Raw genomic sequence first — 14,462 nt, 5'->3', positions numbered from 1 at the left:
ATCGTTACGACGCCGGCGTGGCCGCCTCTTCCCGAAGCCACGCCCGAAACGCAACGAGTCTCGGCAAGTCCGCGCACTCTCTCCGATAGACAATGTAATAGGCCAGATCCGAAGGCCGCGCGATGGTTGGAAATAGCCGAACCAGCCGCCCTGCGGCCAAATCGTCGCGTGCCAGGACGCTGCGAGCCAGCGCCACGCCGTGGCCGTCGATCGCGGCTTGCAGCACGGCAGCGGAATTATTGATCTGCAGAGTTGCCCGGCTCGCCGCCAGTTTGGTCCTCGCGTTTTCAAACCACGTATTCCACGTAACGAAGCCTGCGTGTCGATCGACAGACAGATCGTCGATCAATGTCAGTCCGTCCAGATCAGTCGGCTTACGCAAACGCGGATAGCGCTTGAGAAAGCCTGGCGAGCAGACGGGAAACACCTCTTCGTCCATCAGCTTTTCCGCCTCCAGCCCTGGCCAGCGCCCGGCGCCGTAGCGCACGCCGATATCGATTCCTTGCGTAGCGAAGTCCATCAGTTTGAGACTGGTATCGAGACGCACGTCCGTGTCCGGCCACGCGGACTGAAACCGGTCGATGCGCGGCAACAGCCACTTCGCCGCGAATGCAGGGCTGACCGTGACCGTCAACACGCCAACCGCCGATCCCTCCTTGAGCCGCTCGAAACCCAGATTCAAACGGTCGAACCCGTCGCGAATGTCCGGCAACGCGCGCATGGCCGCATCAGTGGGCACCAGCCGCGCTCGCCCACCACCGCCACGATGAAATAGCGGCATACCGAGCCATTCTTCGAGGCTGCGCACGAGTTGGCCGACGGCGGCGGGCGTTACATTCAGCTCAACCGCCGCAGCCGAGAAGCTCTGATAGCGCGCGCTCGCTTCAAAGGCACGCAGCGCGTTAAGGAAAATGGGAGCTGTCATATAGACGAAGTTTTTCTTTCAATGAACGACAGAATATCTGATTTGTCATTCTGCGTGAGCGATCCAACAATGTGGCAGACAAGAAGCAGATTCACGCTGTTTCTTCCACATCTCAAGGAGCCGCATTATGCATAGATTTTCTTCCAAGGTTGCCATCGTGACGGGTGGCGGTTCAGGCATCGGCAAGGAAGTGGCCGTTCGGCTCGCGCGCGCGGGCGCGAATGTCGTCATCGGCGGGCGCGATGAAGCGAAGCTGAAGCAGGCCGCAGCGGAAATCGACGCGACCGGAGCACAGGTTCGCATCTGCGCCGGCGACATTGCTTCGCCCGCGACCGCAGCCGCTCTCGTCAAGACCGCAACCGAGGCATTTGGCGGCGTCGACATTCTGATTAACAACGCGGGGGTATTCCGGCCCAAGGCCTTTCTGGATCTCAGCGAGCCGGAGTACGACTGGTTTCTCGACACGATCCTCAAAGGCAAATTTTTCATGGCGCAGGCCGCTGCGCGCGCGATGAAGTTGCGTGGCGGCGGCGCCATCGTGCAGACGGGTTCGCTCTGGGCGCTGCAGGCAATCGGCGCCACGCCCTCGTCCGCGTATTCGGCCGCCAATGCCGGTGTGCATGCGCTCACGCGGAACCTCGCCATTGAACTGGCTTCGGACAACATTCGCATCAACACCGTGGCGCCGGGCGTGGTGGAGACGCCGGTCTACAACACCTTCATGACCGACGACCAGGTCAGGCAGACACTGCCGTCGTTCAATGCGTTCCATCCTCTCGGACGCAACGGTCAACCGGCCGACATCGCCGAGGCGATCCTGTTTCTCGCGTCGCCAAGCGCGTCGTGGATTACCGGCACCGTGCTGCCGGTCGACGGCGGGGTGATGGCGGGACGCCAGGCCTGAAACGTCGCATCCGCCGGCGGCGCTTCGCGTAGCGGTTGCCCTTAGAACAGGCCGATCCGCCCACCTGCCGCCAGCCAGTCGCGGAACGCGTCACGCTGCTCTTTGGATAGCAGAGGTGTGACCGCCTGCGTGTCGCCTAGCTGCATGAAATTGCCGCTATCGAGTTGCGGCCAGGTCATCAGGCCTGGCCCATTCGGATTGCCGGTGCGAATGAAGTTGCTCCAGTACGATTGAAGCTGACGCGAAATGGCATGATCCTTCGCCGTGAAGGGACGATGCCCATACTCAAGCGTGCCGAACGCGTAGGGCACCTCGGAGCTATGAAAAGTAGCAAAGCGCGCAGCAAGCGGGCCGGGCTCCGGATGAGTGAAGCGATAGCCATAAGCCGGCGCCGCGTGTTCGTCACGCGCCTGCGACCATGCAATCACGCCGGCCGAAGCGGAGTCGGCCAATAACCGCCGCACGGTCGTCGACACATCCGCGTCGGTTTTCACCGGATAAAGCGCAGCAAATTGCGCGGACAGCGGCGCGAAGCGATCACCGAGCATGGCCTGATAAGCACGGCTCGTGGCGATCTGCCAGGTCGGGCTAAACGCACTGGCCTCGTCATGGTTCGAACCAAGCAGCACCGGTACATCGGTGCGCTCCTTCATTCCAGCAGGAATGAATTTGCCGTCGTCGACAGGGAAGAATCGCACATGATCGCCCAGCCGCGCGTCGGTCTGCAATGCGAGAAGCTGATCCGCGGGCATGGCGCGCAGCGCGTCGAGCGTCGTCGCGCCGCTCAGGCTGGCGAGCTTGTCGCCGATCGCCTCGGCGCGTTCACGCGGCACCAGCGCGGTATCGGCCCACGAATTACTTTCCGCAATCGCGCGCGCAAACAGGCCTTGTGCTGACGGCGCGGCAAGCAGGTGATGAACCGCGATCGCGCCGGCCGACTGGCCTTCTATCGTCACTTGCGCCGGATCTCCGCCAAATCCTGCAATATTCGCCTTGACCCATTCAAGCGCGGCCACCTGATCCATCATGCCGTACTCACCCGAACTACCTTGCTCGGCATCCAGCAATCCGCTTGCGAGAAAGCCGAACAGCCCCATCCGGTAGTTGATCGTGACGACCACAATGCCTTTTTGCGCGAGATGATTGCCACGATAAATCGGCACTGCGCCCGAGCCTTCGGTGAAGCCGCCACCGTGAATCCATACGACGACCGGCAGCTTGCTGGCGGGATGTAACGTAGGAGTCCAGACATTCAGGAACAGGCAGTCTTCGCTAAACGGAGGATCGGCGAGATATTCGGCAGTCCAGGGAATCACCGCGGTCGAATTGCGCCGCGGTTGTTCGCAACTGGCTCCGAATTTCGTGGCATCGCGCACGCCCTGCCATGACACCGGCGCGGCAGGCGGCCGCCAGCGCAGTGCGCCAACCGGCGCCGCCGCATAGGGAATGCCCTTGAAGGCGAGCACGGGTCCGTCCGAGGCGCCGCTCAATTCACCGCTTTGCGTCTGGACCAGCGGCGCGGCGAATGCGTCGAGTGACAGCATGGCAAATGCGATGACAACGACCGTCCGAATGGCTTTGATCATGAGCGGAGTTCCTTTCGTTGTTTAGTCCGTTCTTTGAGGCTAGACCACATTTAGCTAACCAGACCGATAATAATACGCACGCGTTCTGGACTGCGCTCTGACGGTCACGCCACATGGCACATGGCACAAAGATGTCACTCCCATGTCGTGAACGCCATATATTCGGCTTACGGGCCTAAGACTCGTTGAAAACCCCTAGTTTCAGAGACGCAATGAAACGCATCCGCAGACGCGCAATCGGTACGGTGCAAGCCGGCTGGCTCATCGGCTATGCGTTGGCCGCGCTCGCCTATTACGTCATTTTTAGTCTGTTGCCTGCGCGGGTCGCGTGGCGCACGCTATTTCCGGTCGGTGTACTGCCTGCTTTGTCCGCATTCTGGATGCGCCGCAATGCACAGGAATCCGAATCATTCATGGCGATCTCCGCCGTGCTTGAGACAACCAATATGCTGACCAATCTGCGCCTGATGTTTTCACGCAATATGATTGGCCGCACCTTGATGACGCTCTGCATGCACGGCTCGCAGCATCGACCGGGCCCGCACGCCTCCTTTACGAGGCGGCGTTTCACTCTAATTTTGCGGCGCCCAACCCAGCTATGATATGACACTCTACCGGCCCGGATTCCCTGCTCATGCTCATCGTCCACCATCTGAACAATTCCCGCTCGCAACGCGTCCTGTGGTTACTCGAAGAACTGGGTGTGCCGTATGAGATCAAGCGCTATCAGCGCGACCCCAAAACCATGCTGGCGCCGCCCGAACTACGCGCCATTCATCCGCTCGGCAAGTCGCCGGTGATTACGGATGACGGCCAGACTGTCGCGGAATCGGGCGCCATCGTCGAGTATCTGGTGGACCGTTACGGACAAGGGCGCCTCGCGCCCGCGGCGGGTACACCGGAACGTTTGCGTTATACATACTGGTTGCATTACGCGGAAGGGTCGGTTATGCCGCCGCTGCTGCTCAAGCTGGTGGCGCTGCGAATCGGCAGTGCGCCGATGCCGTTCTTCGCGAAGCCGATTGCACGCAAGATTGCCTCCACGCTGCAGTCGAGCTTCGTGGATCCGCAGATCAAACTGCATCTCGGCTACATCAACGATGCACTGACGCCCACCGGCTGGTTTGTCGGCAACGAATTCAGCGCGGCGGACGTGCAGATGAGCTTCCCGCTCGAAGCCGCCACAGCGCGCGGCGGAGTGGATACAGACATCAGCGCCATCAAAGGCTATCTGGAACGCATCCACGCGCGGCCGGCGTATCAGCGCGCGCTGGAACGCGGCGGCAAGTACGAGTTGCTGGGTTAGGCGTTTGCTGACGCGTTTGGCGGCGCTTTCGTCGACGCCCTTGCGCGAGCCCCGCGATTCGCAAACGCTCGATACGAAACTACGTCAATCGCCCCTCGATGGCATTTGCTGAACAACCTGCGTAACCCGAGGCGCCGGCTCAATCTCAAACGCCTCGCCAGTGGCAAAAAACGATCCGCCTGCCACGTAGTGACAGGTGCGCAAATCCGGGTCGTCGCCGAAGTGCCAGCGGTTGTGCGAATAGACGCGGCTATCCGCATACGCGGCCACCACTTCGCCGATGATCAGATCGTGGCGCTGACTGTCGTCGGGAATCACCTTGCATTCGAGCCACGCGATGCAACCGGCCAGCATCGGTACGTCGATGCGTTCGCCGGCAAACGTCTCAAGACCGAATGCGGTGAACTTGTCGAGTTCCGTTCCCGGCGTCGAACCGACCGCCAGCGTCTGCCGCGCAAACCCGCGGCTTGGCAATTGCAGGCCGAATACGCCGCTCGCTTCGATCAGTTGCCGCGTCAGCGTGCGGCTGTCGATCACCACCACGACTTTGGGCGGCTTGAAGTCGAGCGGCATCGCCCACGACGCCGCCATGACGTTCGTGCGGCCCGCATGCGCGCTGGTGATGACGGTGACCGGTCCGTGATTCATCAACTGGGTCGCCCGCGACAGGTCCACTGCTTCTCTGGTGCCTTTCATACGTGCCTTCGTGGGGGAAACGGGGTATTGAGTCGTGCGCGGCTCCGAAAATGTCACGCGCGTGCGTGTCGGCATTTTAGCCAAGGTGTGGACCCGAGGCCTGGAACATGCATCAAACACGCCGCGCCGGGACATCTGCACATTTCGACACACGTCGAAGCATGGCCGCCGCGCGACCGCCTATCATGGGAACGTCGCGGCGAATCTCCTATATGGAACCGGTCATGTGCCCTCACCCGAATATCGCGTCCACCGCCTTCCTGATCTCCGATCCGGCTCGTGCCAGCATGCTGATGACGCTCGTGGACGGACGCGCGCTGCCTGCCGGCGAGCTCGCCTACGCGGCCGGCGTGACCGCGCAGACTGCCAGCACGCATCTGGCGAAGCTGCTGGCGGGCGGACTCGTCGAAGTCGAGGTGCAGGGACGGCACCGCTATTACCGGCTGGGCGGATCACACGTGGCGGTGCTGCTGGAAAATCTCGCCTCGCTCGCGCCGCTGAACCGCCCTCGTACCAGGCCGCTCAACGCGGACGCGCAAAAGCTGCGTTTTGCACGCTGCTGCTACGATCATCTGGCGGGTCAATTAGGCGTCGCGATGACGCAGGCGCTGGAGCGACGCGGCGTGATCGTCGCGACGGCGGACAGACAGTTTGAGGTAACGCCCGATGGCGTCGAATGGTTTGGCGAAATGGGCCTGAATGTGCTGGAACTACGACCCACCCGACTTGGCCTCGCGCGTCAGTGCCTGGACTGGTCGGAGCGGCAGCATCATCTCGCGGGGCCGCTCGGCGTGCAATGGATGAGCCTGCTCTGCACCAAAGGCTTTCTGCGACGCGGCAAGGCGACCCGCGCCGTGCAGGTCACGCCGCACGGTTGGACGTGGCTAAACCAGCAACTCGGCATAGAAGGACGCTTGGGAGAAATGACCCACGATACCTGAGCGCCTGCGGTTGCTAGCGGCGTGCTTGTGGCGCGAGTCACGTAAGTCACGATACCTCGCGGTCATCCACAAGCAAGCATACGGATAGCGTCAGCCCTTCTCGCCGTGCGCCACGTCCAGCGGTTTGTGCTGCTCTTCGCCAAGCCCCGGGAAAAACGCATTCCACGCCGCGCGCACGCCTTCAGCGGCAGTCGCCTCGGCGCTGAAAGATTCGCTTTCTCCCGCGCGGGCCGGATCTTTAGAAAGCCCGCGCCAATGCGTGAACACCAGCAAGGGTTTTTCGCTCCATTCGTTGTCGCCGAACTTGGCAAAAGCCGTGTCGCCACTCACCAGTTGAACCTCGTACCAGCCGTCACGAGCAGGCGCGTAACGGTCCAGCGGAAACCACTCGGTCGGTCGAATGTCCATCATGTCCTCTCCGGTCGTAAGATCGTCACGGGTAAAGACAAGGCATTCTTCATGCCCGACGCCAGCGGCGAGCATCTTCAATACGACGCCAAGGCACGCAGGGCCACGGGCGCTCAACATCTGCGCGAGGCAGGTCCAGGCACCAGCACGCCGAAACGGGCATATGGCGCACCATGAATGACGTAAAAGTGAAGGTGAGCCAATCCCGTTGAAAGTAAGACTTACACGGTGATAGCACCCGGGCGTGGCATGGCGATGCCACCTGTCGTGCGATGCAGCACAGATGCCTCGATGGCAGGCACGCGTTTAAGCCCTCGCGCTCGTCTGCGCCCGCGCATTCCCCCGCCGCCCACGCGCAGTACCCGCCACTTCGTTGACACATCGTGCGAGCGTGCTTACCGCAGCGGCAATCTGTTCGGCCGGCGTATTGCCGTAACCGATCACCAGCCCGTTGTCCTGCTCGCAAGGCCGCACTGCGAAACCGGAAAGCGCTCGCGGATTCAGGCGCTGGGCCTGCGCCAGCTCGACGACCGCGCGATCGGAAATGGCAGGAGGCAATCTGAGCGTCAGATGCATGCCGCAATTGCCGCCAAGAATCTGCGCGGCATCGAAGCGCTGGGTCAGCGCCTCGCGCAACGCCTGCTGCCGCTCACGATACAGCCGCCGCATGCGTCCAAGGTGACGGCCGAATTCGCCGGCCTCGATAAAGTTCGCCAACGCCAATTGTTCGAGCCGGTGACCGCCGCGCAGCATCTCCTGCAGCGCGGTGCGCGTTTGCGTCACCATGCTGCGCGGCAACACGACGAAGCCGATGCGCAGCGCCGGAAACATCGTCTTGCTGAACGAACCGACATACAGAACCGGCGCGTCCGCCACCAAACCCTGCATGCTGGCGATCGGCTCGCCAGTGTGGCGAAATTCGCCATCGTAGTCGTCCTCGATCAGCCATGCGCCCGTGCGCCTCGCCTGCGCGATGAGGTCGAGCCGCCGCGCAACGGAGAGCACCGCGCCGGTCGGATACTGGTGCGCGGGCGAAGTGTAGATCAGCTTGGGCGGGTCGAGCAGCCAGGCGTCCGGCGGCACCGCCATACCCTCGTGATCGACACGCATGGGTACCGTTCTCAGATCGCCGAGATTGAAGGCGGCTTTGGCGCCTCGATAGCCGGGGTCCTCAATCCACGCGGTATCGCCGGGGTTGGTCAGCAGGGTTACACACAGCTTCAGCGCTTCCTGCGCGCCCTCGGTGATCACCACTTGCGAGCCGTCGCAGCGCACCCCGCGAGCCATGCGCAGATGCGCGGCGATGGCGTCGCGCAGACCCAGCTCACCTGCGGGCTCGCCATAGCCTAGCAATTGCGGCAGGCCCTGCTCCATCGCCCGTTCCACCGAACGGCGCCAGGCAGCGAGCGGAAAGCGGTCCAGCGCCGGCGTACCCGGCGTCAACGCCGAAGTGGTATCCGCATGCAGACGGGTGGCGGCAAACTGCTTGAGCCGCGACGCGTAGGCGACCTCGGCCGCAGCCGAATCCTGCCGCGCGTCGGCATGCGACGCGGCGTTCGCGAGCGGACTGACGCGCGTACCCTTGCGGTCGGCCAGCACGTAGCCTTCGGCAAACAGCTGGTCGTAGGCGATCACGACCGTATTGCGCGACACGCCGAGTTCCGCCGCCAGCAGCCGCGATGACGGCAACAGCGCGCCCGCCGGCAGACGTCCGGCCAAAATCGCCTGCTGCAGGCGCTCGATCAATTGCTTCTGCAACGATACCGGCTTGCCGGCTGCGGTGAGCGCGCCGTGAGTCAACGGTCCTATGACTTCGATCATCGTGACTGGACCCATCAAATGCTGGTTCTGTGGATCTTTTTAACATACCACGTTTGCCTTATCGTCTCTGCTGAAACCCGCTTCAGACAACATCGGATCGACGGCGTGGCGAGGCTTCCCGGCAGGCCACCCAGCGCATCAGCAAAGGCAAGGAGAGGAAAAGTGGCGCAACGGCTCAACGAATACCAGCAACCTATCGGCATGCCTGTTCCGCACTGGAAAGGCGCCCAGCTACCGGGACGCGAGCCGCTCGTCGGGCGTTATTGCCGGATCGAGCGCGTGGACGTGGAACGGCACGTCGAAGACCTCTACGAGGCTTATAGCTCGGCCGAGGACGGCCGCGACTGGACCTATCTGGCCGTAGGACCATTCGAGAGCCTGGCGGCATATCGGGAGCATCTGATCCGGGCTGCGGCGCTCACCGATCCGATGCACCATGCCGTGATCGATCTCGCGTCCGGCAAGGCCGTCGGCACGCTGGCCTTGATGCGCATCGACGCCCCTAACGGCGTGATCGAAGTGGGACACGTCACCTACTCGCCGCGCCTGAAACGCACCCGCGTCGCGAGCGACGCGATGGCGCTGCTGATGAAATATGTATTCGAGGACCTGGGCTACCGGCGCTTCGAATGGAAGTGCGATTCGCTCAACGCGCCGTCACGGGCGGCCGCGCTGCGGTACGGCTTCAAGTTCGAGGGCATCTTCCGCCAGGCGATCGTCACCCGCGGGCGCAACCGCGACACTGCGTGGTTCTCGGTTATCGACAGCGAATATCCCGCCGTGCGCGACGGCTTTGCGCAGTGGCTCGACGAACGCAATTTCGACGCGCAAGGAAACCAGCGTGAGCGGCTGGGCGATCTGATTCAGGCCGAGCCGGCGGCGCGGCGCAAGTGAATAGTGGGCTTGCCCTTGTACGAGCCGCGGGTCCATTCGGTGTAACCGCTCTTTTGCGCCACCCGCAGGGACGGCGCGTTCTCCGGCGCGATGATGCAGGCGGTGTCGGCGGCGGGCCATTTTGCGTCGGCCCAGCGCAACGCCGCTCGCACTGCCTCGGTTGCGTAGCCGCGTCCCTGGGCGGTGGGTGTGAGCGCCCAGCCGACTTCGGGCATATCGTCGAGCGGCGGCTCGATCTGACGACGAAAATTGGCAAAACCCACTTCACCGACAAAGCGGCCGCCTGCCTTCTCCCGCACGGCCCAATAACCGAAACCCAGCAGTTTCCAATGCCCGGCGTAGCGCAATAGACGCGCCCAAACCTCCTCGCGCGTGAACGGCTGGCCGCCGATAAAGCGGATCACCTCGGGATCGGACCACATCGCAAAGCTGTCGTTGAAATCCTCCAGCACGTGAGGACGCATGGTCAGACGATCGGTTTCGAGGAACGCATTGGACTCGGCCATGGTGCGCGAAATGGAGTGAGGGTGGATGGATAATCGCAGAATCGCGGCGTTGATGCCACGTCGTCCGAATGGGTTAGGACAAATGCATTGGGGCGCGCGAATCAGCTTCCATATCCCGCTTCCGTGCCGCGCTTCCATACACCCTTAAGCCAACTCCAAAAACCGCTCCAGGCACGGATTGCGATTCGCCGACGACCACACCAGCACCTGCTCGATCGTCGGCGCATCGGCGAGCGGCCTGAACACCACGCCCGCCAGTTGCGCCTTGCGCATCGATGCCGGCACAAGCGCAATGCCCACGCCTTCGTCGACGAGACTGAGCACCGTCTGCTGCAATTGCACCTCGAAGCGGATATCCGGTTCGAAACCGCCTGACCGGCAGTGCTCCAGAATGGCCGCGCGCAGGGTCGGCGCCACTTCCTCCGACGCCAGCACAAACGACTCGCCCGCCAGCTGCGCGATTTTCAACTGCCGCGCGCGCGCCCGTGGATGAGTTCGCGACAGCGCCACACATAGCGGTTCGCTGACAATCGTGCGCGCGGCCAGTCCCTTGCTCGTGGCGCCCGGAAACATGATCGCCGCGTCGATGTGGCCGGCCAGCACCTGCGCCGCCAGATCGTTCGACACGACCTCGCGCAGATTGAGCGCCACCTCCGGATACGCGGAGCCGAATGTGCGTGCGTAGCCAGGCACCACGCTGTACGCCGCGCACATCGTGAAGCCGATGGCCAGTGTGCCCGTATCGCCATGCGCGGCCGCCTGCGCGTTGTTGCAAGCCTGCTCGATGGCGCCGAGAATCGCTTTGGCATCCGTGTAGAAACGCTCGCCCGCCGCCGTCAGCGTCACGCTGCGCGGACTGCGCTCGATCAACGTGACGCCCAGGCTGGCTTCCAGCGCCGCCAGTTGGCGGCTCAACGGCGGTTGCGACAGGTTGAGCCGCGCCGCGGCCCGGCCGAAATGACGGGTCTCGGCAAGCGCTACGAAATAGCGGAGTGGTTTGACGTCGATCATGATGCAAAAAAGGTATTGTTGAGCATCCTAAACAGTATTTGATTGTATCAACGCCACGCACTACCCTTGCGCATCCACTCTCGTCGGGCCACCGGGCCACCTCACCGATGTTATCCACCCTTGAGATTCTGCTCCCCGTATTCGGCCTGATTTTGGCGGGTTTTCTGTGCCGCCGGCGCGGCCTGCTGGGTCCCACGGCTGCGTCGGAACTGAACCGCTTCGTCGTCTGGCTCGCGTTGCCTGCGCTGCTGTTCGACATCATGGCGCACGCCACGTGGCATCAGTTGTATCAGCCGGCGTTTGTCGCCACCTTCTCCATCTCCTGCGCTGGCGTATTTTTGCTGATTCTCGTAGTGCGCCTGCTGAGCGGCCGGCACCTGGCTGACGCGAGCGTCGACGCCATTGCGGGCTCGTATCCGAACACCGGCTACATTGGCTTTCCGTTGTGCCTGATCGCGTTTGGACCCGTTAGCCAGACGCCGACCACGATCGCCACGATCCTCGTCGCCTGCGTGCTGTTTGCGATTGCGATCGTCCTGATCGAAGTGGGTCTGCAGACCGAGCGCGCGCCGCATCGATTGGCATTGAAGGTGGTCGGCTCGCTGGCGCGCAATCCGTTGATCGTGTCGCCGATTCTCGGCGTGCTGGTCGCCAGCATTCATGTCACGTTGCCGCAAAGCGCGGAGACGTTCCTGAAACTGTTGGGCGGTGCTGCCAGCCCATGTGCGCTGGTAAGCCTCGGCCTGTTTCTCGCGGAAAAGCGCGAGGCACAGACTGACGTGGCGAAATCCGGCGCTTCATTGTTGCTCACCGGCACCAAGTTGCTGTTGCAGCCGGCCCTGACGTGGTGGCTCGCAGCACGCGTATTTGCGTTGCCGCCGCTGCTCGTGGAGATGGCCGTCGTGCTGGCCGCGCTGCCCACTGGCACCGGCCCGTTCATGCTCGCGGAGTTCTATCGCCGCGAAGCCCACATCACGTCGCGGACTATTCTTCTGTCCACCTTGGGTTCGCTTGTGACGCTCTCGCTGCTGTTGCTGGTTATGGGGCATCGTGGCTGAATGACCCGAAGGCCGGCTGCATCGAGGCTGTCTAATCGCCGGGAATCGGCGGCGTCAAATACAGTCGATAGGTTGTATTTGCAAAATACAGTCTATTAGCTGTTATTTGCATTTACAGCCTATAACCTGTATCGTGTCTGAATCCGGAGCGGAGATTCGCAGTGGACTATCCGATCAAGACACTTAACCAGCTACGGCCCATCTTGCAGGGATTCCGCAAAGCTGCCGGCCTTACGCAGGCCATGATGGCCAGTCACCTCGGCGTGACGCAGCAGACGTACGCCAAGCTCGAGGCCAATCCGGCAGCGGCCAGCGTAGAGCGGCTCTTCAGAGTCCTGCGCGTGCTGGATGTCGATCTCACGCTGGCTCACACAATCGGCCTGCCCCCTGTCGCCGACAAGCAAGAGGGTACGTCGGCAAAGCCACAGCGCGCCGGGCCCGCACGGACACAGGCCGGCACGCTCCAGGCAAGCGGTACCGGCAAGAAGCCTGAAGTCCAACGAAGCGTCAAGAAGACGGGAGGCGTCAGCAAGAAAAGGGAGAACTGGTAAGCATGCCAAGCCGCTCGCAAACGAATCGCCTCGACCTGTGGATGAATGGCTTACCCGTCGGCTACTGGGAGACCGCTCGCAGCGGCGAGCGACTCGTCTATCGGGACGACTGGATCGGCGATCCCCAGGGACGGCCGTTATCGCTGTCGCTTCCCTTCACGCCGGGCAATCAGCCCCACAGCGGCCGGGTCGTCGCGAATTATTTCGACAATCTTCTTCCGGACAGCGAGTCAATCCGCCGTCGTATAGCCACCCGCTACAGGACAGGCGGCACCGCACCTTTCCAGCTCCTCGCAAGCCTGGGCCGCGACTGCGTCGGCGCGATCCAGATGCTGCCGCCGGGTGAAGCGCCAGACGATCTCAAGAGCATCCGCGGACGCGAACTCAATCGGAGCGAGATCGCCCGCCTGCTGCGCGATACAACCTCGACGACCCAATTGGGTCAACATGAGCCCGTGGACGATTTGCGCCTGTCGATTGCCGGTGCGCAGGAAAAAACGGCCCTTCTTCGGCACGGTAGGCGATGGCTGTTGCCCGAGGGCAGCACGCCAACCACGCATATCTTCAAATTACCGTTAGGCCTTGTCGGCAACATGCAAGCCGATATGCGGACCTCGGTGGAAAACGAGTGGCTCTGCTCAAAAATCGTCGCAGCCTATGGCCTGCCTGTTGCCCAATGCGAGATTGCTACGTTCGAAGAACAGAAGGTGCTTATCGTCGAACGCTTCGACCGGAGACTGTCGAGCGACGCAAGCTGGATTTTGCGGCTGCCGCAAGAGGATATGTGCCAGGCAACGGGCACGCCCGCGCTTCAGAAATACGAATCTGACGGCGGACCGGACATCGAGGCGATCATGGACGTGCTCAAAGCCTCGGCGCACCAGGACACGGACAGACGCCGCTTCTTCATGACGCAAATGATCTTTTGGCTACTGGCGGCAACCGATGGCCATGCAAAGAACTTCAGCATCGCCCACTTGCCGGCCAATCATTACGAATCCACGCCGCTTTACGACGTGCTGTCCGCGCATCCGATCATCGGCAGAGGCGCCAACCGCATTGCCGCGCAAAAGGTGAAGCTGGCCATGGCGGTGCGCGGCAAGAACGTCCACTATCTGATCAATCAGATCCAACGCCGCCACTGGATTGCTCAGGGGCAGCGAGTGGGATTTGCCGCGGCAGACGTCGAAGGACTGATTGGCGAATTGATTGTGCGAACTCCCGATGTGATCGACAAGGTGGCGGGTCTGCTGCCCAAGGACTTCCCGATGGATCTTGCGGAAGCTATCTTTAGCGGCATGCTTCGATTGAGCACCAGGCTGCTCTCGTCGAAATGACCCAATAACCCAATGACCATAGCGTGAGCGTGGCCTGCGAAATATCAGCCTCAGGACTTCTCCGCTTGCGCCGCACCACCTATCCTTGCCGCGGCGCGCTCCACGCGCCCCTTATCCGCCAATTCCGCAATCTGCCACGCAACCAGTCCTGGCACGAAAATCAGCAGATCGCGAATCCGCCGCGCGCCGGCCAGCGCCAGGCATGTTGCCGGATCGAGCCCGAGCGCGCCGCCAATCAGGATGAACCCGCCCTCCTGCACACCCAGGCCGCCCGGCACAAAAAACGCAGCACTGCTGACTGCCTGAATCAGCGACTCGATCACCACCGCCTCGACAAAGCCCACACGTGTACCCAGAAAATACAGCGCGAGCCAGATCTCCAGCGCGGTCAGCACGCACTGCAGCGGCTGCCAGAAGAACAGATAGCGCAACACCACCCCACGGCGGCGCCAGATCAGCCTGATCGAACGATCGATCCGCGCCGACTGGCCGACGAGCGCCGCGAGCTTGCCGCTCGT

General features: G+C 62.4%; 16 protein-coding genes. 8 read left to right on the top strand and 8 right to left on the bottom strand.

All coding sequences use genetic code 11. The annotated features are described in order from the left end of the window. Window positions 1-4: 4 nt before the first annotated feature. The gene (gene gcvA / locus FQ755_RS27415; protein WP_144158198.1) at window positions 5-925 is read right to left on the bottom strand and encodes a transcriptional regulator GcvA; all 921 of its coding nucleotides are present in this window, start codon (window positions 923-925) and stop codon (window positions 5-7) included. A gap of 127 nt (window positions 926-1,052) precedes the next feature. Between gcvA and FQ755_RS27410 the strand changes: the two genes are divergently transcribed. After that, on the top strand, window positions 1,053-1,829 hold the full coding sequence (locus FQ755_RS27410; RefSeq protein WP_144158196.1) for an SDR family NAD(P)-dependent oxidoreductase: 777 nt from the start codon (window positions 1,053-1,055) through the stop codon (window positions 1,827-1,829). A gap of 41 nt (window positions 1,830-1,870) precedes the next feature. Here FQ755_RS27410 and FQ755_RS27405 read toward each other — a convergent pair whose 3' ends face one another. Then, on the bottom strand, window positions 1,871-3,415 hold the full coding sequence (locus FQ755_RS27405) for a carboxylesterase/lipase family protein (protein WP_144158194.1): 1,545 nt from the start codon (window positions 3,413-3,415) through the stop codon (window positions 1,871-1,873). Between the two features lie 212 nt (window positions 3,416-3,627). Here FQ755_RS27405 and FQ755_RS27400 point away from each other — a divergent pair, with 212 nt between their 5' ends. Both FQ755_RS27400 and FQ755_RS27395 read left to right on the top strand, forming a co-directional pair. Then, on the top strand, window positions 3,628-4,017 hold the full coding sequence (locus FQ755_RS27400) for an MFS transporter (RefSeq protein ID WP_144158191.1): 390 nt from the start codon (window positions 3,628-3,630) through the stop codon (window positions 4,015-4,017). A 32-nt stretch (window positions 4,018-4,049) separates the two neighbouring features. Next, entirely contained in the window at window positions 4,050-4,721 is a 672-nt protein-coding gene (locus FQ755_RS27395; protein WP_144158189.1) for a glutathione S-transferase family protein, read from the top strand. An 84-nt stretch (window positions 4,722-4,805) separates the two neighbouring features. Here FQ755_RS27395 and FQ755_RS27390 read toward each other — a convergent pair whose 3' ends face one another. After that, window positions 4,806-5,417: a flavin reductase family protein gene (locus FQ755_RS27390; protein WP_144158186.1), complete on the bottom strand. Its 612-nt coding sequence runs from the start codon at window positions 5,415-5,417 to the stop codon at window positions 4,806-4,808. 224 nt (window positions 5,418-5,641) lie between these two features. Here FQ755_RS27390 and FQ755_RS27385 point away from each other — a divergent pair, with 224 nt between their 5' ends. Continuing rightward, the gene (locus tag FQ755_RS27385) at window positions 5,642-6,358 is read left to right on the top strand and encodes an ArsR/SmtB family transcription factor (protein WP_144158184.1); all 717 of its coding nucleotides are present in this window, start codon (window positions 5,642-5,644) and stop codon (window positions 6,356-6,358) included. A gap of 90 nt (window positions 6,359-6,448) precedes the next feature. On the opposite strand, the gene FQ755_RS27380 is transcribed toward FQ755_RS27385, so the two are convergent. Together FQ755_RS27380 and FQ755_RS27375 are read right to left on the bottom strand one after the other, a co-directional pair. Further along, the gene (locus tag FQ755_RS27380; RefSeq protein WP_186308680.1) at window positions 6,449-6,769 is read right to left on the bottom strand and encodes a hypothetical protein; all 321 of its coding nucleotides are present in this window, start codon (window positions 6,767-6,769) and stop codon (window positions 6,449-6,451) included. Window positions 6,770-7,072: 303 nt separating this feature from the next. Beyond that, window positions 7,073-8,587 carry a PLP-dependent aminotransferase family protein gene (locus tag FQ755_RS27375; RefSeq protein WP_144158234.1) on the bottom strand — a complete coding sequence of 505 codons (1,515 nt, stop codon included), beginning with the start codon at window positions 8,585-8,587 and terminating at the stop codon, window positions 7,073-7,075. Between the two features lie 201 nt (window positions 8,588-8,788). Here FQ755_RS27375 and FQ755_RS27370 point away from each other — a divergent pair, with 201 nt between their 5' ends. Beyond that, a complete protein-coding gene (locus FQ755_RS27370; protein WP_144158231.1) occupies window positions 8,789-9,481 on the top strand; it encodes a GNAT family N-acetyltransferase in 693 nt (230 codons plus the stop codon). On the opposite strand, the gene FQ755_RS27365 is transcribed toward FQ755_RS27370, so the two are convergent. Then, entirely contained in the window at window positions 9,451-9,987 is a 537-nt protein-coding gene (locus tag FQ755_RS27365; protein WP_144158182.1) for a GNAT family N-acetyltransferase, read from the bottom strand. The genes FQ755_RS27370 and FQ755_RS27365 overlap by 31 nt on opposite strands. 144 nt (window positions 9,988-10,131) lie before the next feature. Further along, a complete protein-coding gene (locus tag FQ755_RS27360; RefSeq protein ID WP_144158180.1) occupies window positions 10,132-10,998 on the bottom strand; it encodes a LysR family transcriptional regulator in 867 nt (288 codons plus the stop codon). 107 nt (window positions 10,999-11,105) lie between these two features. Between FQ755_RS27360 and FQ755_RS27355 the strand changes: the two genes are divergently transcribed. The 3 genes from FQ755_RS27355 (at window position 11,106) to FQ755_RS27345 (ending at window position 13,944) form a co-directional block, all read left to right on the top strand. Beyond that, window positions 11,106-12,056 (top strand): AEC family transporter, encoded by a 951-nt coding sequence (locus FQ755_RS27355; protein ID WP_144158178.1) that lies wholly within the window; start codon window positions 11,106-11,108, stop codon window positions 12,054-12,056. Between the two features lie 161 nt (window positions 12,057-12,217). After that, complete coding sequence (locus FQ755_RS27350) at window positions 12,218-12,607, top strand: helix-turn-helix transcriptional regulator (protein ID WP_144158176.1); 390 nt, start codon at window positions 12,218-12,220, stop codon at window positions 12,605-12,607. A 2-nt stretch (window positions 12,608-12,609) separates the two neighbouring features. After that, window positions 12,610-13,944, top strand: a complete 1,335-nt coding sequence (locus FQ755_RS27345) for a type II toxin-antitoxin system HipA family toxin (protein WP_144158174.1) — start codon at window positions 12,610-12,612, stop codon at window positions 13,942-13,944. A gap of 50 nt (window positions 13,945-13,994) precedes the next feature. Here the strand turns inward: FQ755_RS27345 and FQ755_RS27340 are convergent. Further along, on the bottom strand, window positions 13,995-14,462 hold a 468-nt coding region (locus tag FQ755_RS27340; RefSeq protein WP_186308678.1), incomplete at its 5' end, for a lysylphosphatidylglycerol synthase domain-containing protein.

The sequence above is a fragment of the Paraburkholderia sp. BCC1885 genome, from assembly GCF_900996235.1.
In the GTDB taxonomy this organism is placed as follows: Bacteria; Pseudomonadota; Gammaproteobacteria; order Burkholderiales; family Burkholderiaceae; genus Paraburkholderia.
The sequence above is the reverse complement of the archived record's forward strand: the minus strand, read 5'-3'. Positions and strand labels throughout refer to the sequence as shown.

Excerpts from the sequence above, each read along its gene's own strand:
- gcvA (WP_144158198.1), bottom strand. The coding sequence starts at position 925 with ATGACAGCTCCCATTTTCCTTAACGCGCTGCGTGCCTTTGAAGCGAGC.
- FQ755_RS27410 (WP_144158196.1), top strand. The coding sequence starts at position 1,053 with ATGCATAGATTTTCTTCCAAGGTTGCCATCGTGACGGGTGGCGGTTCA.
- FQ755_RS27405 (WP_144158194.1), bottom strand. The coding sequence starts at position 3,415 with ATGATCAAAGCCATTCGGACGGTCGTTGTCATCGCATTTGCCATGCTG.
- FQ755_RS27400 (WP_144158191.1), top strand. The coding sequence starts at position 3,628 with ATGAAACGCATCCGCAGACGCGCAATCGGTACGGTGCAAGCCGGCTGG.
- FQ755_RS27395 (WP_144158189.1), top strand. The coding sequence starts at position 4,050 with ATGCTCATCGTCCACCATCTGAACAATTCCCGCTCGCAACGCGTCCTG.
- FQ755_RS27390 (WP_144158186.1), bottom strand. The coding sequence starts at position 5,417 with ATGAAAGGCACCAGAGAAGCAGTGGACCTGTCGCGGGCGACCCAGTTG.
- FQ755_RS27385 (WP_144158184.1), top strand. The coding sequence starts at position 5,642 with ATGTGCCCTCACCCGAATATCGCGTCCACCGCCTTCCTGATCTCCGAT.
- FQ755_RS27380 (WP_186308680.1), bottom strand. The coding sequence starts at position 6,769 with ATGATGGACATTCGACCGACCGAGTGGTTTCCGCTGGACCGTTACGCG.
- FQ755_RS27375 (WP_144158234.1), bottom strand. The coding sequence starts at position 8,587 with ATGATCGAAGTCATAGGACCGTTGACTCACGGCGCGCTCACCGCAGCC.
- FQ755_RS27370 (WP_144158231.1), top strand. The coding sequence starts at position 8,789 with ATGCCTGTTCCGCACTGGAAAGGCGCCCAGCTACCGGGACGCGAGCCG.
- FQ755_RS27365 (WP_144158182.1), bottom strand. The coding sequence starts at position 9,987 with ATGGCCGAGTCCAATGCGTTCCTCGAAACCGATCGTCTGACCATGCGT.
- FQ755_RS27360 (WP_144158180.1), bottom strand. The coding sequence starts at position 10,998 with ATGATCGACGTCAAACCACTCCGCTATTTCGTAGCGCTTGCCGAGACC.
- FQ755_RS27355 (WP_144158178.1), top strand. The coding sequence starts at position 11,106 with ATGTTATCCACCCTTGAGATTCTGCTCCCCGTATTCGGCCTGATTTTG.
- FQ755_RS27345 (WP_144158174.1), top strand. The coding sequence starts at position 12,610 with ATGCCAAGCCGCTCGCAAACGAATCGCCTCGACCTGTGGATGAATGGC.